Below are 20,078 nucleotides of genomic sequence, written 5' to 3'. Positions count from 1 at the left end.
CTGCGGGCGCAGCAGCCCGGGCGGCCCGTGACGGTCAGCGCCGAGGGGGCGCTGCTCGTACGGGCCGACGAGTCGGGGCTGCGGCAGGTGCTGGGGAACCTGGTGGCGAACGTGCGGACGCACACACCCGCACCACCCCACCGACCCGCTCCAGCGACAGCGCGACGGCCACATCCGCGGGTGTGTGCGTCCGCACGTTCGCCACCAGGTTCCCCAGCACCTGCCGCAGCCCCGACTCGTCGGCCCGTACGAGCAGCGCCCCCTCGGCGCTGACCGTCACGGGCCGCCCGGGCTGCTGCGCCCGCAGATCCTCCGCCGCGTCCCGCACCAGCCGCGCCAGGTCGACGTTGCGGAACCGCAGTTCGGGCCGCTGGTCCAGCCGCGCCAGGGTCAGCAGCTCGTCCACCAGCCGCCCCATCCGGTCGGCCTCCCCGGTCATCCGGTCCCAGGCCCGCTTGCGCTCGGCCGGCTCGCGCAGCATCCCCTTGTCGTACAGCTGGAGATAGCCCCGTATCGCGGACAGCGGCGTACGCAGCTCGTGCGACGCGTCCGCGACGAACCGCCGCAGCTGCGCCGCGCTCCGCTCCCGCGTGCGGTACGCCGACTCGACCTGGTGGAGCATCGAGTTGAGGGCGAGCCGCAGCTGCTCGACCTCCTGGGTCGGATGGTGGCTGGACGGCACCCGCCGCGCCAGATCCCCCTCCGCGATCGCCGACGAGGTCTCCACCATGTCCTCCAGCGGCCGCAACCGCCGGCCCACGCTGAGCATCGTCAGCACGGCGAGCAGCGCCAGCAGCAGCACCCCGAAGAACAGGTCGAGCTTGAGGGCCTTGGCCATGCCCTTGTGCAGCGCATCCGTCGACCCGGCGACCAGCACGACGGTGCCGTCGGCCAGCGGCACACCGACGACCCGGAACGCCGAGCCGTCCACCGTCACCTCCCGCGGGTCCGCGTCCCCGGTGAGCTCCTGGGGGCTGTCGCCCACCGCGGCGGCGAGCGCCCGCTGGTTCGGGGTCGGCACCAGGGAACGGAACGTCAGGGGTGCGCCCTTCGCGTCGACCACCGCGAAGAGCGTGTCCGCGTTCGGCGGGCCCATCGACTCCGGCACCTTCCCGTCGCGGATGAAGGCCAGCGCGCTCAGCGAGTCGATCTGCCGCGCGGTCAGCTGCGTACCCTGCAGGGAGTCGCGCATCCGGAACAGTTCCGAGTCGATCTGGTCGAGCAGGTAGTACCGCATGCCCATCAGGCTCACCGCCGTCGCCATGACGATGCCGAGGGCCAGCAGCACCACGTTCGCCAGGGTCAGCTGGCCGCGCAGCGAGTGGACGCCGTGGCCGTGACCGTGGCCGCGCCGGAACCGGAACGGCAGCCGGCGGATCATGCGAGTCCGTATCCGACGCCCCGCCGGGTCGTGATCACCGGGGCGCCGAGGGCGTCGAGCTTGCGCCGCAGATAGCTGATGTACGTCTCCACGACGGTCGACTCCGCCGGGTGCTCGTACTGCCACACGTGCCGCAGCAGCTGTTCCTTGGGCACGATCCGCCCGCCGTTGCGCACGAGGAAGCGCAGCAGGGCGTACTCGGTGGGGGTGAGCTCGACCGTACGGCCCGCGCGGTGCACCGAGTACGTCGTCTCGTCCAGCTCCAGGTCGCCGTAGCGCAGCGGCGGCCGCTCGGGCAGCACGTCCGCCGGCCGGGTGCGGCGCAGCACGGCGGTGATCCGCGCGACCACCTCGTCGATGTTGAACGGCTTGGTGATGTAGTCGTCGCCGAAGGCGAGCGCGCCGACGACCTCCGTCGGCGCGTCCCGCGCGGTGAGGAAGACCAGGGCCAGCTCCGGCTGCCTGGTGCGCAGTTCGCGGCCGAGCGCCCGGCCGTCGCCGTCCGGGAGCATCACGTCGAGGAGGGCCGCGTCCGGGCGCGTGCGCTCCGCCAGCGCCAGCGCCTCGCGGACGGTGCCGGCCGTCATCACCTCGAAGCGGTGGTAGCGCAGGGCGATGGCCAGGACGTCCGCGATGCTCGGCTCGTCCTCGACGACGAGCACGGTCGCCCCCTCGTGAGCGGTCATGGACCCAGTATCGGCGCGGGCACCGGCCACGGGGCCCGCTCTCCCCTTGGAGTTCCTTGAGAGTCATGGGCGCGTCGTGTCCAGCGGCCCGCGGCGCCCCCGATGCTGTGCCGCAGGACCTGGGGGACCAACCGACAACCGACTGACGAACAAGGGGCGTTGAGGCGTGACGACATTGGCACGCTGGTGCTACCGGCACCGGCTGGTGGTCCTGTTCCTCTGGGTGGGGGCGGTGCTGGGGCTGGGCTTCGCGGGCTCCGCCGCGGGCACGAACTACGCGGACACCTTCACCCTTCCGAACACGGACTCCACCCGCGCGTACGACCTGATGCAGAAGGCCTTCCCCGAGCGGTCGGGCGACACCGACACCGTGGTGTGGAAGGTCGACGACGGAACGGTCCGGGACGACTCGGTACGCGGCCGCATCGAGCCCGCGCTGGAGGAGATCGGGCGCATGAAGGGCGTCGGCGAGGTGAGCAGCCCGTACGCCGCCCAGGGGGCCGGGGCCGCGCAGATCAGCCGGGACGGGCGGATCGCGTACGCCCAGATCACCTTCACCGAGCAGGCCAACGGGGTGCCGAAGGCGCTCGTCGAGGACGTCGTCGACACCGCGCAGGACGCCGAACGCGCCGGTCTGCGGGTGGAGCTGGGCGGCCAGGCGATCACCCGCATCCAGGAACCGCCCACCGGCCTCGCCGAGATGGTCGGCATCCTGGCCGCGGCGGTCGTCCTCTTCCTCGCCTTCGGCTCGTTCTTCGCGATGCTGCTGCCCCTCGTCGTCGCGATCGCCGCGCTCGGCACGGGGCTGATGGCGACCTCGCTGCTCAGCCACGTCACCGACGTGCCCGAAGTGGCGCCGCTGCTCGGCTCGCTGATCGGCCTGGGCGTCGGCATCGACTACGCCCTGTTCATCGTGACGCGCCACCGCCGCGGCATCCTGCGCGGCATGAAGCCCGAGGAGTCGGCCGTCACGGCCCTCAACACCTCGGGCCGCGCGGTGCTGTTCGCCGGCGGCACCGTGTGCATCGCTCTCGCCGGCATGCTGGTGATGAACATGCGCTTCCTGGACGGTGTGGTCGTCGCGACCTCGCTGACGGTCGTGCTGAGCGTGCTCGCCGCCGTCACCCTGCTGCCCGCGCTCCTCGGACTGCTCGGCATGCGCGTCCTCAGCCGCAGGCAGCGCGCCCGGCTGGCCGCCGCGGGACCGGAGCCGGAGGAGGCGAGCGGACCCGCCGCCCGCTGGTCCGCGTACGTGCAGCGGCGGCCGCGGGCGATCGCCGCCGGGGCGCTGCTGGTGATGCTGGTCCTGGCGCTGCCCGTCCTGTCGATCCGCCTCGGCGCCACCGACCAGGGCAACCACCAGGACTCCACCACCACCCGGCAGGCGTACGACCTGCTGGCCGAGGGCTTCGGGCCCGGCTTCAACGGGCCGCTCCAGGTGGTCGTGGACGGCGGGGACGCGGCGGACACGGACGCGCTCGCCGCCACCATCCGCTCCACCGACGGGGTCGCGCGGGTCGCCGCCGCGCCGCCCGCCGAGGGCATCACCGTCATCCAGGTCGTGCCCACGACCTCACCGCAGTCGGAGAGGACGGACCAGCTGATCGACCGGCTGCGCGACGACGTGATCCCGCAGTCCGGGGCGAGCGCCCACGTGGGCGGGGTGACCGCCGTCTTCAAGGACTTCGCGGCCGTCACGGGGGAGCGGCTGCCCTACTTCGTCGCGGCGATCATCTCGCTCGGCTTCCTGCTGCTGATGGTGGCCTTCCGCTCCCTGGTGGTGCCGCTGACGGCCGCCCTGATGAACCTGATCGCGGCCGCCGCGTCCTTCGGGGTGCTCGTGGCGATCTTCCAGTGGGGCTGGGGCACGGAACTGCTCGGCATCGGCAAGGAGGGGCCGATCACCGCCTTCCTGCCGGTCATCATGCTGTCGCTGCTCTTCGGCCTGTCGATGGACTACCAGGTGTTCCTGGTGAGCCGCATGCACGAGGAATGGGTGCACACCAAGGACAACGCGCGCGCGGTGCGGGTCGGCCTCGCCGAGACCAGCCGGGTCATCAACTGCGCGGCCCTCATCATGATCTGCGTGTTCTCCGCGTTCGTGCTCAGCGGCGACATGGAGGGCGCGATGGCGGGCATCGGGCTCGCGGCGGCGGTCGCACTGGACGCGTTCATCCTGCGTACGGCGCTGGTGCCGGCCGCGATGCACCTGCTGGGCAACTCCAACTGGTGGCTGCCCGCGGGCCTGGAGAAGCGGCTGCCGCACCTGGCGGTGGAGCCCCGTGAGGAGCCGGCCGCCGGCCTCCACGCGCCCGTGGCCGGTGTCGGTGCTGGTGCCGGTGCCGGCGCGGGCGGTGACGGCGGGTCCACCGTGATCCACGGCTTCGTCCGCACCCCGGACGGCGCCCCCGTCGAGGGGGCCGCGCTGACCCTGCTCTCCAAGGGCGGCCGGCAGCTCGACCGGGTGACGTCGCTGGCCGACGGCTCGTACATCGTCTCGGTGCCGTCCGCGGGCTCGTACCTGCTGGCCGTGACGGCCCGGGACCACCCGTCCCGGGCCCGCCACCTGCTGGTCGGCACGGAACCGCTGGTGTACGACGTGGAGCTGGCGGAGGACGAGGTGGACGCGGTGAACTGACGCCGGGCGGCGGGCGGCGGGGGGCGTGGGGGCCCCCCCCGCCCCCCCAGGAAGTCCGTGAACAGCTCGTGCACCTCGCGCACCAGCGGCCGCAGGACGCGGAAGCGGGCGAGCGAGATCCCGAGCGAGGTGAGGCGGGCGCCGCGCTCGGCCAGCCGGTAGCTGCGCTCGCGGCCCTCCGTGCGGTCGAAGATCCAGTACAGGACCAGCCCCATCTGGGAGAGCCACAGCAGATCGGGCAGCACCTCCCGCAGCTCCTCCGGGACCTTCGCCTTCGAACCGCTGAGCACCTCGCGGCAGACGTCGATGGCCTCCACGCGCGCGTGCTCCGACTCGGCCGAGAACGGGCTGAGCGGGCTGTCCGGATCGGCGGCGTTCTTGAAGAACTGCACCGCGAATTCGTGGTACGGCGTCGCGACGTCCAGCCAGGTCTTCAGGACCCCGGCGATCCGCGCCTCCAGGTCCCTCTCGTGGTCCAGGACGTCCCGGACCGCGACCCGGTGCTCGGCGGCGAGCCGGTCGTAGAAGCCCTGGATCAGGTGTTCCTTGCCGGCGAAGTAGTAGTACGCGTTGCCGACGGAGACCCCGGCCTCCTTGGCGATGGCCCGCATCGTGGTCTTCTCGTAGCCCCGCTCCTGGAAGAGGCGCATCGCCGTCTCCAGGATCAGGGCGCGGGTCTGCTCGCTCTTGGCGGAGCCACGCGGGACGCCAGGGCCTCCGGCCGTCCCGAGGCCTCCGGCCGCCCCGGAGCCCTCGGCCGCCCCTGAGCCCCCGGTTGCCCCGGGGCCTCCGATCGCCCCGGAGCCCTCGGTCGTCCCGGGGGCCTCGGGGCCGTCCGGACCGGAGGCGCTGTCCTTCTCTGCTGCTGGCTCTGCTGCTGGCACGGAACAGAGCCTAACGAGGCGGACAGGCGCCGCCGTCGCAGGCGGACGGCTCGTGGGCCCAGCCCGCGGCCGGGTCGTACGTCCACCCGTCGTCCCCGTCGGGGTGGGGGCGACGAAGTAGCGCCAGGTGGCGAGGGAGCGCAGCGCGTTGCCGATGATCAGCCCGTGCCGGGTGTCCCCGTTGCTGTAGTGCCCGAGTTCGTGGCCGAGCACGGCGATCCGCTCCTGCGGGGTGAGGATCTCCCAGAGCGGGAGGCCGATCGTCAGCAGCCTGCGGCTGCGTATCCCGTACGTCGTGACGCTCGCGTTGAGCTCGGCGCCGACGGCGATCGTGTCGACGCCCCTGGTGCCTACGACGGCGGCGACCTCGTCGACCAGCGCGAAGAGCGCGGGCGCGTCGGCGCGGCCCAGCAGGGGCCGATCGTCCGGCAGTTCGGAGAAGCGCGGTCGCAGGGTCCACGCCAGCAGGGCGAGGACCACGCCGAGGACCATCCCCGCGCCGCCCCATCCGGTCACGAGGAACCACACCGCACCGGCGGCCAGCGCGACGGTGACCCCGTGCACGGCGAGCGCGATGAGATGGGCCGCGACGCCCTCGGCGTCGCGCCGGGGCCGCAGCGTCCCGCCGGCGGCCACCTCGGCGGCGAGCCGCTCGCCGTGCCGCTGCGCGAGTCTTCGCCGGCGTCTCTCCAGCCGCCCCGGCTCCTCGGCGGCGGGCCGCTCGGGGTCGACGTTCCAGTCGCACCCGGCGCACCAGGCGGTGAACCGCCCGTCCGCACGGACCTCGGCCCCGCACTGCGGACACGGCTGCGTGGTCTCCCCGACGGCCCCGACACCGACACCGACACTCACGATGACCAACTCCCTTCCCCCGGCCCCTCCCCAGGAGCCGCTCCACACCTGACCTGCTGCGGCTGATCATTGTGCCCGCCACGGACCTCCGGAGCAGCCGGATTCTCCTGCGGGTACTCTGCCGCCGGAGTTGCAGGTCGAGCAGGGGGCGACGTGGTGCGCGTATTCAAGGTCATAGTCCCGGTCGTCGTCCTGATGGCGATGACAGCGGGGTGTTCCTCGGCCTCGGACGAGGACGAGGAGGGACTGACCGCGCAGCGGGAGAACTACTGCCTGCAACTGGGGACGTGGCAGAAGGCGCGGAACGCGGCACGCACGGACACGTCGTCCTCGACGGAAGGCGACGAGATCGAAACCGTCGCCCGAGACGCGCTCCTCGCGGTGCAATCTCTCCGGGACGAGACCGTCGGCCAGGGCCGGACCTTGGCGGAGGCGACGCAGGCGGCGCTGAACGACGGCGACACGGCGGCGGAGCAGCGCCTCGTCCGGTACTGCGACGACGCCGGCTTCGAGACGCTGACCCGCTAGGACCGCGTCGGGCGGTCAGAAGGACGGGATCCGCTCGGGTACGAGTCCGGCCTGGCGCAGGAGGCCGTACAGGTCGGTCTCGCCCCAGAACTCGACGATCCGGCCCTCTCGCAGTCGGTAGGACTTGACCCCGGTCATGGTGAGGTCCCGGCCCGTGCGGTCGTGGGTGTAGGTGAGCGTGAACGCCACGGTCACCCGGTCCCCGGCGGCGAAGAGGTCGTCCACCCGCACCCGGCAGTGGGACAGCCCCGGAGTCAGCACCGCCCCCTCGGGAAGGTGCCGGCCCCGGCCGTGGAAGCCCGCGCCGTGGACGAGGACGTCCTCGGCGACGATCTCCTCGAACTCGGCGACTTCATTGGTCTCGAAGACCCGGAGGTAGCGCCGGACGACCTCGGCATTGCGCTCGCTGACGGCGGCGGCTTCGGCGGAGTCGGACATGAAGGGACCGTACCGACCGCCCGCCTGTCTCCGCGACGGAAATGACCGCGTTCAAAAGCGACGGGGTATCTCTCGCCGAGCCGTGGTCAGCAGCGAGCGGAGGCTCAAGGGGTGAAGGGCGAGCGTGGTCGCCGGGTCGTCGGATTCGCGGAGGTGGAGGGTCCCGTCGGGGGCGGTGGCGAGTTCGAGGCAGTTGCTGGCTTCACTGCTGAACGAGGACTTCTGCCAGCTGAGTTCGGTCATGGGGAGGCCTTTCATGCATCGGCGACGAGTCCGTGGATGAAGTCGCGGGACTCCGCGGCGTCCAGCGAGAGCTGCTCCATGCGGCTCATGATCCTTCGGTACTTCTCCAACTGGGTGTCCGCGTGCAGGAACCCGGCACGGGCGGCTGGGTTTCGTCGGAGGGCTTGTGCGGTTGTGATGTGAAATCAGGTGGGTGGAAGCGGAGGGGGGCGATCGGCTTCTCCATCGGTCGGTCTCTCCGGCAAGATGGGCTGACCTGATTCTTTTCATACGCTGGCCGTACGTCGTCCGTACGTCGTCCCCTCCCCAGGAGCAGTCACCGTGAGCGAGCAGCCGTCGCAGCCGCAGCAGCCACCGAACCAGCCGCCCGGTTACGGTTATCCGAACTCCGGGGCCACGCCGCCCGGGTACGGGTACCCGGGGGCCGGGACGCCGCCGCCGAGCGACGCGAACCCGTACGCGGCCGGGTCGCAGTCCGGTCAGCCGGGTCAGCCGGGGCAGCCGTACGGGTATCCGCAGGGCGGCGGGTACCAGCAGAGCGGGTATCAGCAGCCCGGGGGGTACCCGCCGCCCGGTGGGTACCCACCGCCGCCGGGTGCCTATCCGCCCGGGACCTACACCGGTGACCCCAACGCCCCGTACGGCTACGACCCCTACGGGCGGCCGTACTCGGACAAGTCGAAGATCATCGCGGGGGTGCTCCAGCTGGTGCTGGGCGGTCTCGGGGTCGGGCGGTTCTACATCGGCAGCGTCGGGATCGGGCTCGCGCAGCTCTTCACCTGCGGCGGGCTCGGCATCTGGGCGCTGATCGACGGGATCATGCTGCTGACCGGCCACAACGCCACGGACGCCCAGGGCAGGCCCCTGCGTGGCTGAGCCGGGCTCCGTGCGCGAGGCGGGTCCGGGGCGCCGCGGCCCGCTGCGGCATCCGGCCGCGGCGCCCCTCGCGGTGCTCGCCGCCGGGGCCGCCGGCGCCGCCTACCTCTACCGCACCGACCCGCACGAATCCGGACACCTCCTGCCCGGATGCCCGTTCCGCCTCCTCACCGGTCTGCTCTGCCCGGCCTGCGGCGGCACCCGCATGACGTACGACCTGATGCACGGCCAGTTCACCGCCGCCTGGCTCGACAACAGGGCGCTGCTGCTCGCCGCGCCGTTCGCCCTCCTCCTGCTCGCGCGCTGGATGCTGGAGGGCCTGCGCGGACGCAGCTGGCGGCCCGAAGTCGGCCCGCGCGCCCAGGCGTTGATCCTGGGTCTCGCGGTCGTGTGGACCGTGGCCCGCAACATTCGCGGCTGACGCCCGGCATACTTGATCACGGGATGGGAACAATAAAAGGTTTACCCTCCCCATACCTGCACGCCCCTCCGTACGCTCACACGGCACGAGGGGGATGGCGTCATCTGTGTCAGGTCACTGTCATGGTTCCCCCCTGCGTTCCTCCGGGGCGGGTCCGCTCCGGTCTCATTCAGCATTCAGCAATCAGGAGCACGTTCCATGACCGTCCCGCCTCCCGCTACCCCGTACGGTGTCGACCCGCAGGGGCGCCCCTACTCCGACAAGTCGAAGATCGTCGCGGGCATCCTGCAGATCTTCCTCGGCACGCTCGGCATCGGCCGCTTCTACGTCGGCTCCGTCGGCGTCGGCGTCGCGCAGCTCCTCACCTGCGGTGGCCTGGGCTTCTGGGCGCTCATCGACGGCATCCTGTTCCTCACCAGCAACGACCGCACCGACAAGCAGGGTCGTGTGCTGCGCGGCTGAGCCGGCGGCCGACAGGCGCAACCGAAGGGGCCCCACTCCAGCCGGAGTGGGGCCCCTTCAGTTGCGCGGCAGGTGCGCGGCGGAACTCAGTAGCGGCGCGTGATCAGCGCCCGCTTCACTTCCTGGATCGCCTTCGTGACCTCGATACCGCGCGGGCAGGCGTCCGTGCAGTTGAACGTCGTGCGGCAACGCCACACGCCGTCCTTGTCGTTGAGGATCTCCAGCCGCTGCTCCCCGGCGTCGTCACGCGAGTCGAAGATGAAGCGGTGGGCGTTCACGATGGCCGCCGGGCCGAAGTACTGGCCGTCGTTCCAGAACACCGGGCAGGAGGACGTGCAGGCGGCGCAGAGGATGCACTTCGTCGTGTCGTCGAAGCGCTCGCGGTCCTCCGCCGACTGCAGGCGCTCGCGCGTCGGCTCGTTCGTCTCCTTGGTGATGAGGAACGGCATGACGTCGCGGTACGCCTGGAAGAACGGCTCCATGTCCACGACCAGGTCCTTCAGCACGGTGAGGCCCTTGATGGGCTCGACCGTGATGGGCTTGGCCGGGTTGATGTCCTTGATCAGCGTCTTGCAGGCCAGCCGGTTCTTGCCGTTGATCCGCATGGCGTCCGAGCCGCAGATGCCGTGCGCGCAGGACCGGCGGAACGTCAGCGAACCGTCGTGGTCCCACTTGATCTTGTGCAGCGCGTCGAGGACGCGCTCCTTGGGATCGATCTCCAGCTGGAAGTCCTCCCACACCGCCTCGCCCGAGACCTCGGGGTTGAAGCGGCGGATGCGGAAGGTGGCCGTGATGTACGGGGAGTCGGCGAAGCCGGGCTCGGGGGTGCCGGCCGCGTCCGCCTTGTCCAGGGTCGGGGTTGCCATCAGTACTTACGCTCCATCGGCTGGTAGCGGGTCTGGACGACCGGCTTGTAGTCGAGACGGATGGACTCGGTGCCGTCGTCGCCGACCTCGCGGTACGCCATGGTGTGGCGCATGAAGTTCACGTCGTCGCGGTTCGGGTAGTCCTCGCGGTAGTGACCGCCGCGGGACTCCTTGCGGGCGAGCGCGGAGACGGCCATGACCTCGGCCAGGTCGAGCAGGTTGCCCAGCTCGACGGCCTCCAGGAGGTCGGTGTTGAACCGCTTGCCCTTGTCCTGGACGGAGACGTTCAGGTAGCGCTCGCGCAGCTCGCCGATCTTCTCGACGGCCGTCTTGATCGTCTGCTCGGTGCGGAACACCATGACGTTGGCGTCCATGCACTCCTGCAGCTCGCGGCGGATGTCCGCCACGCGCTCGTTGCCCGTGGACGCCCGCAGCCGTTCGATCTGCCCGACGACCAGCGCGGCCGGGTCCTCGGGGAGGTCGACGTGGCCGACCGTGGCCGAGTACTCCGCCGCCGCGATGCCCGCACGGCGCCCGAAGACGTTGATGTCGAGCAGCGAGTTGGTGCCCAGGCGGTTGGCGCCGTGCACCGACACGCACGCGACCTCACCGGCCGCGTACAGGCCCGGGACGACCGTGGTGTTGTCCGCGAGGACCTCACCCTCGACGTTCGTCGGGATGCCGCCCATCGCGTAGTGCGCGGTGGGCTGGATCGGGATCGGGTCCGTGTAGGGCTCGATGCCGAGGTAGGTGCGGGCGAACTCCGTGATGTCGGGCAGCTTCGCGTCCAGCTGCTCCGGCGGGAGGTGCGTGAGGTCGAGGTAGACGTGGTCGCCCTCGGGACCGCAGCCGCGGCCCTCGCGGATCTCCGTGTAGATGGAGCGCGAGACGACGTCACGGGAGGCGAGGTCCTTCATGACCGGCGCGTACTTCTCCATGAAGCGCTCGCCGTCCTTGTTGCGCAGGATGCCGCCCTCACCGCGGGCGCCCTCCGTCAGCAGGATGCCCATGCGCCAGATGCCGGTCGGGTGGAACTGGAAGAACTCCATGTCCTCCAGCGGCAGGCCCCGGCGGTAGACCGCGGCCTGGCCGTCACCGGTCAGCGTGTGCGCGTTCGACGTCACCTTGAAGAACTTGCCGGTGCCGCCGGACGCGTAGATCACGGCCTTCGCCTGGAAGATGTGGATCTCACCGGTCGCCAGTTCGTACGCGACGACGCCGGCCGACGTCTTGACGCCGTCGACCTCGACGAGCAGCTGGTCCAGGACGTAGAACTCGTTGAAGAACTCCACGCCCTCCTTGACGCAGTTCTGGTACAGCGTCTGGAGGATCATGTGGCCGGTGCGGTCCGCGGCGTAGCAGGACCGGCGCACCGGCGCCTCGCCGTGGTTGCGGGAGTGGCCGCCGAAGCGGCGCTGGTCGATGGTGCCGTCCGGGGTGCGGTTGAACGGCAGGCCCATCTTCTCCAGGTCGAGGACCGCGTCGATGGCCTCCTTCGCCAGGATCTCGGCGGCGTCCTGGTCGACCAGGTAGTCACCGCCCTTGACCGTGTCGAAGGTGTGCCACTCCCAGTTGTCCTCCTCCACGTTGGCCAGCGCGGCGGCCATGCCGCCCTGCGCGGCGCCCGTGTGGGAGCGGGTGGGGTAGAGCTTCGTCAGCACGGCGGTGCGGCTGCGCTTCGTCGACTCGATGGCGGCGCGCATGCCGGCGCCGCCGGCGCCGACGATGACGGTGTCGTACTTGTGGATCTTCATGATTCTCGCAGCCCCGTGCCTAGCGGATGTTCGGGTCGAAGGTGAAGATCACCAGCGTGCCCAGCAGGATGGTGAACACCGTGGCGGTGTAGAGCAGGCCCTTGAGCCACAGCCGGGTGTTCGCGCGCTCCGCGTAGTCGTTGATGACCGTGCGCAGGCCGTTGGCGCCGTGCAGCATCGCGAGCCAGAGCATCAGCAGGTCCCAGACCTGCCAGAACGGGGAGGCCCAGCGGCCCGCCACGAAGGCGAAGCCGATCTTGGAGACGCCGCCGTCGAGGACCAGCTGGATGAGCAGGTGGCCGATGACCAGGACGACCAGCACGATGCCCGACAGGCGCATGAAGAGCCAGGCGTGCATCTCGAAGTTGCCGCGGGTGGACTTCGGGGACTTCCCGGTCCGCTTGCGCGGGGGCTCGATCAGGGGCGCCGGGTTGTCGGCGTCGTAGAGGGACGCGCCCTCCACGGGGCCGATGCCGGACGCGGTCTTCTCAGTCGTGGACATATGCGTCAGCTCCCGAAGACTTCACGAGCGGCGTGGCCGAGGACGGGGTACAGGGCCCCGATCATCAGGACCACCCAGATGCCGACGACGGTCCAGAGCATCTGCTTCTGGTAGCGCGGGCCCTTCGACCAGAAGTCGACGGCGATGACCCGCAGACCGTTGAGCGCGTGGAAGAGGATGGCGGCGACGAGGCCGTACTCCAGCAGCGCGACGATCGGCGTCTTGTAGGTGGCTACGACCTTGTCGTAGTCCTCGGGAGAGACACGGACCAGAGCAGTGTCCAGCACGTGTACGAACAGGAAGAAGAAGATGAGGACGCCGGTGACTCGATGAGCCACCCAGGACCACATTCCTTCCCGGCCGCGGTACAGCGTTCCAGCCGGCACGGAAGAACCCTCCGAAAGCGGGGACAGGGGCCGCGCCGGCTTCTGTGTCGGTCGGGCCCGGCCGGGTACGGTCCACCGGCCCCGGCCATCGTAGCGACGTGTTGTCGGAACGTTTACGGCGGGCCTACCGATGTGATCGAACCGGCAGTCAAACAGGTCCGTACGGGCTATTACGGACGCGCCTGCGAGGGACACGGGACCGCGTCGCAGTCCGCGGCCCCCGCGCGCCTGGCCAGACGGCCCCTGACCAGGCGGCGCAGCTCCTCCGCCGTGTGGATCCGCTCCTCGTCCGGGTCGTTCGACAGCCGGGAGCTGATGGCGGTCAGGACCAGGTCGGGGGAGTCCTCCGGGGGCGTGTCGTCCAGGCAGATCACGAAGACGTGGCCGAAACGGCTCTCGTACGCCGCGTGGGCCGCGCTCAGGGCCATGTGCGCGGCGGAGTACGCGCCGTCCGGCAGGAGCGTGAGGGATTCGCAGGCCAGGGCCTCGGCGACGTCCCCCGGGGTCAGGTCGTACGCCGCCTCGTCGGCCGCGGCCAGCAGCGCCTCCAGGTCGGGGTAGGGCCGGTGCGCGGCGACCCGGCGGGCCCAGCGGCGGCTGCCGCAGCAGGTCAGCAGGGCGCGCTCGGCCTCGTCGGCGGGCAGGGCGTTGAACCGCCCCAGCCCGGCGGGAACCGGTGGTGCGGACTGCTCCGGCTGCTCCGGTGTGACGGCGGCCTGGCCGGGGAGACGGGAGGGGCGGTGCGCGGGCAGCGTGGGTTCCTCGGCGGTCCGGCGGCGCCCGTCCGGGCGCCACGCGTGGTTCGGCAGGGGATCGGGTGAGAGATGTGTCATCACGCTATCGAGGCTTGACGGAAGCCGTCCGGAGGATGCCCGGACTTCACCCGTAAGGGAGAGTTCGAGGACAGGACGTGGACGGCGGCACCGGGTGACGGGGCTCAGGTTCACGGCCGGAGCAAGCGTACGGGGAAGGAAGCGGAAGGGTGGGCCCACTGTGGTGAACGGGCGTAGGCGCAGGACACCGGCGAAGTCGCACAGGAAGCCCCTGCTGGTGGGCGCGGGCGTCGCGGCGGTCGCGGCGGGCGCCGCGCTGGCCGTCGGGCTCTGGCCGGGCGGCGACCCGGGCACGTCCACGGGCCGGCAGCCCTCCGGCCGGGGCAGCGCCCTGGCCCCCGAGTCCTCCCCGAGCGCCTCGCCGTCACCCGATCGTACGTATCCGGTGTCGCGGACGCCCCGGACGATACCGGCCGTCCGCGAGCACACCCCCGCCCGCGGACCGGGCTGGCGGCCCGCGAAGGGCGGGCGCGTGGTCGTGGGCGACGCGGAGCTCGCCGACGAGGGACGGCTCCTGGCGAAGGAGCTGGGGCTGTCCTACGCGGGCGGCGGCGAACCGCGCGCCGGGGATGTCGGGCTGGACCTGACGGACGAGGACGCGAACCCGGAGTCGTACACGCTGCGGGTCGCGGACGGGCGCGTGCGCATCAGCGGCACCGAGGAGGCGGGCGTCTTCTACGGCACGCGCACGCTGAAGCAGGAGGTCCACGGGAAGGCCACCGCGCCCGAGGGGGTCGTACGCGACTCGCCGGCGAAGCCGCAGCGCGGGTTCATGCTGGACATCGCGCGCAAGCATTTCACCGCCGGGTGGATCGAGGACCGGATACGCGAGCTGGGCGACCTGAAGTACAACCAGCTCGGGCTGCACTTCTCGGACGACCAGGGCTTCCGGATAGCCTCCGACTCGCACCCCGAGATCGTCTCGAAGGAGCACCTGACCAAGGCGGAGGTGCGGCGCATCCTCGCCCTCGCCGCGAGCCGCCACATCACGGTCGTGCCCGAGATCGACTCGCCGGGCCACCTCGGAGCGGTGATCGCCGCGCACCCGGACCTCCAGCTGCGCAACGCCCGGGGGGCCGCCACCGGGGGCGCCGTGGACATCTCCAAGCCCGCCGCCGCGAAGATCGTGGACGAGCTGCTGGACGAGTACGCGGACCTGTTCCCCGGCCGGTACTGGCACCTGGGCGCCGACGAGTACCAGGCGCTGGTCGTGGCGGACCCGGAGGCCTCCTACCCGCAGCTGGCCGCCGCGGCGGCGAAGGCGTACGGATCCGGCGCCGGGGTCGCCGACCTGGCGACGGGCTGGCTCAACGACCGGGCGAAGACGATGCGCGGGCACGACCGGACCCTGCGCGCCTGGAACGACGGGATCTTCGCCGGGGGCACCGTGCAGGCCGACGAGGACCTCCAGGTCGCGTACTGGACGGGCAAGGAGATCGGCGCCCGGCAGCCGGCCGAGTACCTGCGCTCCGGGCGCGACCTGCTCAACTACAACGACGAGTACCTCTACTACGTCCTCGGGCAGCCCAACACCTTCGTCTACCCGACCGGGCAGCGCATCTACGAGCAGTGGACGCCCCTCGTGCTGCGCGGCACGTCCCCGGTGCCGAAGCAGTACGACGACCAGGTCCTCGGCGCGTCCTTCGCCGTCTGGTGCGACCTGTCGGGCTCCCAGACCCAGGCCCAGGTGGCGGCGGGCATCCGGATGCCGCTGCGCGCACTGACCCAGAAGCTGTGGGACCCGCGCGAGCCGTCCGCGTCGTGGGCCGACTTCAAGGGACTCGCGGACAAGCTGGGCTGAGCCCTGCGGGCCGACTCGTACGGGCGGACGATTTCGAGTGGACGGGCGGGGCGCCCGAACCGTATGTTCCGGAAGCCGCGCGGGACCTCTGGGGAGAGGGTGCGCCCGGCCCGCGTCCGCGCGTCCGCGGCGCGCTCCGTCCACACCCCGGGGGACCGCTCACCCATGCTCTGCGCCCACTGCCGCCGTTCCACCGCGACGCCGGACGGCACGCTCTGCTCCGGCTGCGCCGCCGCCGCGGCCCCGGCCGCCCCGGCGGTCCTGCCGCCGCAGCCCGCGGCGGGCGGCCCCGGCCCGCTGCCCGTGGCGCCGCCCCTCACCGCCGCGTCCGCCTTCGGCCCGCCGGGCACGGGGGCGTACGGCGGCGCGGGGACCTACGGCGGCACGGGGATATACGGGGGTGCGCCCGCGTACCCGCCGCACGGGCCCGCCTGGCTGCGTTCGCCCGTCGGGCTCGGGAAGGCGGCCGCGGTGGCGCTCGGGGCGGCCGTCGTCGCCGACCTCTTCGCGCTCTGGTCCGGTTTCCTGACGTACGACGTCGCGGACCGGCTGGTCGGCGATGTGTTCGGCGCGGTACCCGACGCGGACATCGACCGCGCGGATGCGCTCTACCGCGTGGCCGGGGTCCTGCAGGTGGTCGCGCTCGTCGTGGCCGGCGTCCTCTTCCTGGTCTGGTTCCAGCGGGTCCGGGTCAACGCCGAGGTGTTCGACCCGTTCGGGCACCGGATGAAGCGCGGCTGGACCTGCTGGAGCTGGTTCGTGCCGATCGTCAACCTGTGGTTCCCGCGCCGGATCATGGAGGACGTCTGGGACGCCAGTGTGCCGACGGGGCGGGTGCCGCACGGCCTGATCAACTCCTGGTGGACGCTCTGGGTCATCGCGCTGGTCGCCGACCGGGTGAGCTCCACCACCTACAGCGGGGCCGAGACGCCCGAGGAGTTCCGGGACGCCGTCGGCCACGTGCTGTTCGCGGACGCGACCCACCTGGCCGCCGGCGTCCTCGCCGTCCTCGTGGTGCTGCGCCTCACGCGCATGCAGGACGAGATGGCCCGCGGCGGTCCCGCGGCCGTAACCGCGTAGTTCGCGTGGCTTGCGTGTTCCGGTGGCGAACTGGCGTGCGCGTGTGGTGTATTCGGCCCTGGCCGGACGGTACGGCGGGGGGAGCGGCATGGGCTATTGGGGCTATTTCGTCGTGGGCAGGAGCGAGCGGCCGCTCGCCGAACTCGGCGCGCTGGCCGGCGCCTCGGAGCTGACCCTGCACCAGACGGCGGCCGACGGCTGGCAGGTGTGGGAGTACCCGAACACCCCTGGCGGCGCCAACGGTGACGTGGGGAACATGAACGACCTGGCCGAGGAGACGGGCGCGCCCGCGCTCTTCGGGTACGTCATGGACAGCGACTGCGTGGTCGTCGAGGCGGCGGCGCCCGACAGCGGGGCCTGGACGGCCTGTCTGGCCCGGGACGCGATGGCCGGGTACCTGGGCGGCAACGAGGACGGGCTGGCCGTCGACGACTTCTTCCTGGAACCGCGGGACGCCGTCGTCCGGGCCCTCGCCTGGGCCGCCGAATCGGGCCGCGACGCCTCGGAGGAACGCCTGCTCGACGTCTTCACCTCCGCCGCCGAACCCTCGGCCGAGATGCTTTTCTTCCGGTTCCTGGACCGCCTGGGGGTCGTCCCCCTGTAGATTTCGGCCACCTCACAGTGACGAATCGGCCACTGTGCACGCAGTAAGGGGAAGTGCGGGCTCCGTGACCGGCGGCAGCCCCTTCCGAGGGAGGCGTGATGAGCCTGGTGGAACTGCTCGCCCGGGCCGACGAGCTGGGGCTCGCGGCCGGCGGCCTGGCGTGCCTGGACAGGTGCGTGCCCCTGGTGGGCGGCGACGACGAGATCCTGCGCCCCCTGTGGGCGAGCCTCGCCGGGGACGGCTCCGGGGCACCGTCCGAGGAGGGCGACCGGGACTGGGGCGAGTGCGTCGAGCAGGTGCGCGCCAAGCTGTACGTCGCCGGGGTGGCCGAGGGCGACGCGTCCGCCGGGGGCGACGGATCGGCCGAGGGGGAGGCCGTCGCACTGGCGCACCGCATGCTCGGCGCCGCCCCCGCCGAGCGGACCGCCGCCGGCCTGCGCGCCTGGTCCGACACCTGCTCGGTCGCCGCACTGCGGATCCACCGGCTCCTCGACGGCTCGGCCGGCGAGATCGACGCGGCGTTCCCGGTGGACGCCTGGCGCGAGGACCGTACGCCGGACATGTCCCCGCTCGTCGCGGCCGAACTGCGGCGCCAGATCAGCGTCCTGGAACTGGTCGCGGCCCACGGCCCGGCCGGGCTGCGCCAGGCGCGGGAGCTGACCACCGAGGGCCGGCGCGTGCTGCGCGCCGTGGTGTCCCGGCGGGCCCGCGGACGCGCCTGAGCACCCGTACGCACGCGGAAGGCCGGGACCCTGTCACGTACAGGGTCCCGGCCTTCCGGACGAGTCGCGCGGTACGCGTGACTACGGGGTCAGGACCTGGCCCAGCCGCGCGCCCGTGGCCGTGCCCAGCTGGGTGACGCCGTAGTACGCCGACCCGGCGACGGAGACGCCCGACGCCGTGCTCGGCAGGTACAGGAGCGTGCCGTTGCCCGCGTCCTCGCCCTCGGCGCCGACGAGCAGGTGCGCCCGGCCGTGCCCGGAGAAGTCCGTCAGCGAGACCGAGGTGCCGAGCTTGTCGCCCTTCTCCGTGGAGCCCGGGACACCGGTCGTGTCCTGGGAGAAGGAGAGCGAGCCGGTGCCCGTGAGGCCGGCCGAGGTGCCCTTGAGCAGCCAGACGGCGCCCGCGTCGGCCCGGTTGGCGCCGCTGCGGGTGATGTCCTCGTTCGGGGCGCCGGTGAGGACGTCCGCGTACCCGTCCGCGTCGAAGTCGCCCGTCGCGACCGACCAGCCCATGGCGTCGCCCGACTCGGCGGCGCCCTCGACGCCCGTGGTGCCCTGGTGGACCGTCGTCAGCCCGGTGGTGGTGAAGCCGGTGGAGGTGCCCGGGACCACGGTGACCTGGCCGCCGGCCTTGGCGCCGGACTCGGCGGTGTACGGCTGGCCGATGACGATGTCGTCGTAGCCGTTGCCGTTCACGTCACCGGCGGCGATGGACCGGCCGCCCTTCACGGAGAGCGTGGACACCTTCGACAGGCCCAGCGACTTCGACCCCTTGAACCAGGTGACCTTGCCGGCGCCGGACGCGTCGAGGTAGGTGAGCGCCACGTCCGCGTAGCCGTCCCGGTTGAAGTCGCCGCTCGCGGCGTCCGCGTACGAGAGGGCTCCGTCGGTGGCGGTCAGGTCCCCCGCCACCTCGTGGCCGTCGTCGAAGCGGGCCGCCCAGTTGCCGCCCGTGCCGGTGGCCGCCGTGAAGACGTCCGCCCGGCCGTCGGCGTTGAAGTCGCCGACCGCGACCGTCGCGCCGAACCGCGCGCCGTTCGGCTCGTAGTCGTCGCCCAGCGCCATGGTGTCGGCGCCGAGGTCGAACTTCGGGCCGTACAGGATCGTCACCGCGCCGCGGTCCTTGTGACCGGTGGTGTCGTCCTCGCCGGGGGCGCCGATCGCGAGGTCCGCGTAGCCGTCGCCGTTGATGTCGCCCAGGGCCGTGGCCGCGCCCCACTGGTCGCCGGACTCGGCGGCGCCGGGGACGTTGGCGGTGCCCTGGTTGAGCTTCACCTTGGCCGCGGACACGGGGCCGTTCACGCCGCCGGGCACGAGGGTGAGCCAGCCGCTGCCCTGCTTGGGCGTGGCGGCGAGGACGTCGCTGATGCCGTCGCCGTTGAAGTCGGCGGTCGGCGCCGCGGAGTTCCGGGCGGGGCTGGAAGCGTACCGGCGGATCTCGCCCAGCTTCGTGTAGAGGTTCTTGCCGGGGCACTCGGTGGCGAAGCCGTCGCGGTGGCCGGAGATCGTGTTCAGCGTGGCCTGCTCGCCCGCCTCGTAGACCCCGGTGTCCCCGGCGGCGGTCAGGGTGACCTTGCCGCTCGGGTCGCCGCCGTACTGGCCGAGCTTCCACGCGGCGACCCGCGCCACGGACTCCAGGGCCGCCCGGGTCGGCCTGCCCGCCGGCTTCGCCGGGGTGGTCGCGGTCGCCGCGGCGCCCTCGAAGTCGCCGAGGACGGCGATGCCCGTCGAGTCGCCGTTGAAGCCGTAGGTGTGCGCGCCGCGCACCGGCAGGTCGACGCCGCCGGCGCGGCCCTCGAAGATCCGGCCGCACTTGTCGACCAGGAAGTTGTAGCCGAGGTCGTTCCAGTCCTCGACCTGCACGTGGTACGTCATGATGCCGCGCACCAGCGCCGGGGACTCCGCACAGCTGTAGTCGTTCGTGCCGACCGTGTGGTGGACGAAGACCGCGCTGACCTTCTCGATGTACTCCTGCGGGTCCCTGACCGCGGACTCGTCGGCGCCCCACTGGGCGCGCGGGATGATCACGGGCCGCGTCRCGGTGGACGGCGGCGGGGACGGGACCGGCGCGGGCGTGGGGGAGGCCGAGGGGCTCGCCGACGCGCTGCCGGACGTGTCCCC

General features: G+C 72.1%; 19 protein-coding genes and 2 pseudogenes. 9 read left to right on the top strand and 12 right to left on the bottom strand.

Annotated elements, in window-relative coordinates:
- Nucleotides 1–34 precede the first annotated feature (34 nt).
- Both FGF04_RS15465 and FGF04_RS15460 read right to left on the bottom strand, forming a co-directional pair.
- Nucleotides 35–1,381, bottom strand: coding sequence for a sensor histidine kinase (locus tag FGF04_RS15465; protein WP_149511872.1), 1,347 nt, complete (start codon nucleotides 1,379–1,381; stop codon nucleotides 35–37).
- Nucleotides 1,378–2,067, bottom strand: a complete 690-nt coding sequence (locus FGF04_RS15460; RefSeq protein ID WP_149511871.1) for a response regulator transcription factor — start codon at nucleotides 2,065–2,067, stop codon at nucleotides 1,378–1,380. Before FGF04_RS15460 ends, FGF04_RS15465 begins: the two co-directional genes overlap by 4 nt.
- A gap of 175 nt (nucleotides 2,068–2,242) precedes the next feature.
- On the opposite strand from FGF04_RS15460, the gene FGF04_RS15455 reads away from it, so the two are divergent.
- Complete coding sequence (locus FGF04_RS15455; protein WP_149512293.1) at nucleotides 2,243–4,705, top strand: MMPL family transporter; 2,463 nt, start codon at nucleotides 2,243–2,245, stop codon at nucleotides 4,703–4,705.
- A 41-nt stretch (nucleotides 4,706–4,746) separates the two neighbouring features.
- On the opposite strand, the pseudogene FGF04_RS15450 reads toward FGF04_RS15455, so the two are convergent.
- A pseudogene (locus FGF04_RS15450) lies at nucleotides 4,747–5,355 on the bottom strand (TetR family transcriptional regulator); the annotation flags it as partial.
- 411 nt (nucleotides 5,356–5,766) lie between these two features.
- Nucleotides 5,767–6,081 (bottom strand): annotated as a pseudogene (locus tag FGF04_RS41080) (M48 family metallopeptidase); the annotation flags it as partial.
- A 513-nt stretch (nucleotides 6,082–6,594) separates the two neighbouring features.
- On the opposite strand from FGF04_RS41080, the gene FGF04_RS15440 reads away from it, so the two are divergent.
- Nucleotides 6,595–6,969, top strand: coding sequence for a hypothetical protein (locus FGF04_RS15440; protein WP_235882343.1), 375 nt, complete (start codon nucleotides 6,595–6,597; stop codon nucleotides 6,967–6,969).
- Nucleotides 6,970–6,984: 15 nt separating this feature from the next.
- On the opposite strand, the gene FGF04_RS15435 is transcribed toward FGF04_RS15440, so the two are convergent.
- Both FGF04_RS15435 and FGF04_RS15430 read right to left on the bottom strand, forming a co-directional pair.
- Nucleotides 6,985–7,407, bottom strand: a complete 423-nt coding sequence (locus tag FGF04_RS15435) for an ester cyclase (RefSeq protein ID WP_149511870.1) — start codon at nucleotides 7,405–7,407, stop codon at nucleotides 6,985–6,987.
- Nucleotides 7,408–7,458: 51 nt separating this feature from the next.
- Nucleotides 7,459–7,650: a DUF397 domain-containing protein gene (locus FGF04_RS15430; protein WP_149511869.1), complete on the bottom strand. Its 192-nt coding sequence runs from the start codon at nucleotides 7,648–7,650 to the stop codon at nucleotides 7,459–7,461.
- A gap of 321 nt (nucleotides 7,651–7,971) precedes the next feature.
- On the opposite strand from FGF04_RS15430, the gene FGF04_RS15425 reads away from it, so the two are divergent.
- The 3 genes from FGF04_RS15425 to FGF04_RS15415 all read left to right on the top strand — a co-directional run bounded on the left by FGF04_RS15425 (nucleotide 7,972) and on the right by FGF04_RS15415 (nucleotide 9,409).
- The gene (locus tag FGF04_RS15425) at nucleotides 7,972–8,526 is read left to right on the top strand and encodes a TM2 domain-containing protein (RefSeq protein WP_149511868.1); all 555 of its coding nucleotides are present in this window, start codon (nucleotides 7,972–7,974) and stop codon (nucleotides 8,524–8,526) included.
- Complete coding sequence (locus FGF04_RS15420) at nucleotides 8,519–8,947, top strand: DUF2752 domain-containing protein (RefSeq protein WP_235882342.1); 429 nt, start codon at nucleotides 8,519–8,521, stop codon at nucleotides 8,945–8,947. The genes FGF04_RS15425 and FGF04_RS15420 overlap by 8 nt, the downstream gene beginning before the upstream one ends.
- Nucleotides 8,948–9,145: 198 nt before the next feature.
- Nucleotides 9,146–9,409, top strand: a complete 264-nt coding sequence (locus FGF04_RS15415; RefSeq protein ID WP_149511867.1) for a TM2 domain-containing protein — start codon at nucleotides 9,146–9,148, stop codon at nucleotides 9,407–9,409.
- Between the two features lie 86 nt (nucleotides 9,410–9,495).
- On the opposite strand, the gene FGF04_RS15410 is transcribed toward FGF04_RS15415, so the two are convergent.
- The 5 genes from FGF04_RS15410 to FGF04_RS15390 form a co-directional block, all read right to left on the bottom strand.
- On the bottom strand, nucleotides 9,496–10,275 hold the full coding sequence (locus FGF04_RS15410; protein ID WP_149511866.1) for a succinate dehydrogenase iron-sulfur subunit: 780 nt from the start codon (nucleotides 10,273–10,275) through the stop codon (nucleotides 9,496–9,498).
- The gene (gene sdhA, locus FGF04_RS15405) at nucleotides 10,275–12,029 is read right to left on the bottom strand and encodes a succinate dehydrogenase flavoprotein subunit (protein ID WP_149511865.1); all 1,755 of its coding nucleotides are present in this window, start codon (nucleotides 12,027–12,029) and stop codon (nucleotides 10,275–10,277) included. The genes FGF04_RS15410 and sdhA overlap by 1 nt, the downstream gene beginning before the upstream one ends.
- A gap of 19 nt (nucleotides 12,030–12,048) precedes the next feature.
- Entirely contained in the window at nucleotides 12,049–12,531 is a 483-nt protein-coding gene (locus FGF04_RS15400; RefSeq protein ID WP_149511864.1) for a succinate dehydrogenase hydrophobic membrane anchor subunit, read from the bottom strand.
- Between the two features lie 5 nt (nucleotides 12,532–12,536).
- On the bottom strand, nucleotides 12,537–12,917 hold the full coding sequence (gene sdhC / locus FGF04_RS15395) for a succinate dehydrogenase, cytochrome b556 subunit (RefSeq protein WP_149511863.1): 381 nt from the start codon (nucleotides 12,915–12,917) through the stop codon (nucleotides 12,537–12,539).
- Between the two features lie 170 nt (nucleotides 12,918–13,087).
- Complete coding sequence (locus tag FGF04_RS15390) at nucleotides 13,088–13,750, bottom strand: 2-oxo-4-hydroxy-4-carboxy-5-ureidoimidazoline decarboxylase (protein WP_149511862.1); 663 nt, start codon at nucleotides 13,748–13,750, stop codon at nucleotides 13,088–13,090.
- Between the two features lie 163 nt (nucleotides 13,751–13,913).
- Between FGF04_RS15390 and FGF04_RS15385 the strand changes: the two genes are divergently transcribed.
- From FGF04_RS15385 to FGF04_RS15370, 4 genes are all read left to right on the top strand, one after another.
- On the top strand, nucleotides 13,914–15,551 hold the full coding sequence (locus tag FGF04_RS15385; RefSeq protein WP_149511861.1) for a beta-N-acetylhexosaminidase: 1,638 nt from the start codon (nucleotides 13,914–13,916) through the stop codon (nucleotides 15,549–15,551).
- A 165-nt stretch (nucleotides 15,552–15,716) separates the two neighbouring features.
- The gene (locus FGF04_RS15380) at nucleotides 15,717–16,631 is read left to right on the top strand and encodes a DUF4328 domain-containing protein (protein WP_149511860.1); all 915 of its coding nucleotides are present in this window, start codon (nucleotides 15,717–15,719) and stop codon (nucleotides 16,629–16,631) included.
- Between the two features lie 88 nt (nucleotides 16,632–16,719).
- Nucleotides 16,720–17,235: a hypothetical protein gene (locus FGF04_RS15375; RefSeq protein WP_149511859.1), complete on the top strand. Its 516-nt coding sequence runs from the start codon at nucleotides 16,720–16,722 to the stop codon at nucleotides 17,233–17,235.
- A gap of 98 nt (nucleotides 17,236–17,333) precedes the next feature.
- Nucleotides 17,334–17,957, top strand: coding sequence for a hypothetical protein (locus FGF04_RS15370; protein ID WP_149511858.1), 624 nt, complete (start codon nucleotides 17,334–17,336; stop codon nucleotides 17,955–17,957).
- Between the two features lie 81 nt (nucleotides 17,958–18,038).
- On the opposite strand, the gene FGF04_RS15365 is transcribed toward FGF04_RS15370, so the two are convergent.
- Nucleotides 18,039–20,078, bottom strand: a 2,040-nt coding sequence (locus tag FGF04_RS15365; RefSeq protein ID WP_149512290.1) for an FG-GAP-like repeat-containing protein, incomplete at its 5' end; no start/stop codon positions are given.

Source organism: Streptomyces apricus, from assembly GCF_008369065.1.
GTDB lineage: Bacteria > Actinomycetota > Actinomycetes > Streptomycetales > Streptomycetaceae > Streptomyces > Streptomyces apricus.
Note: the sequence above shows the minus strand (reverse complement) of the source record. Positions and strands in the feature narration are given on the sequence as shown.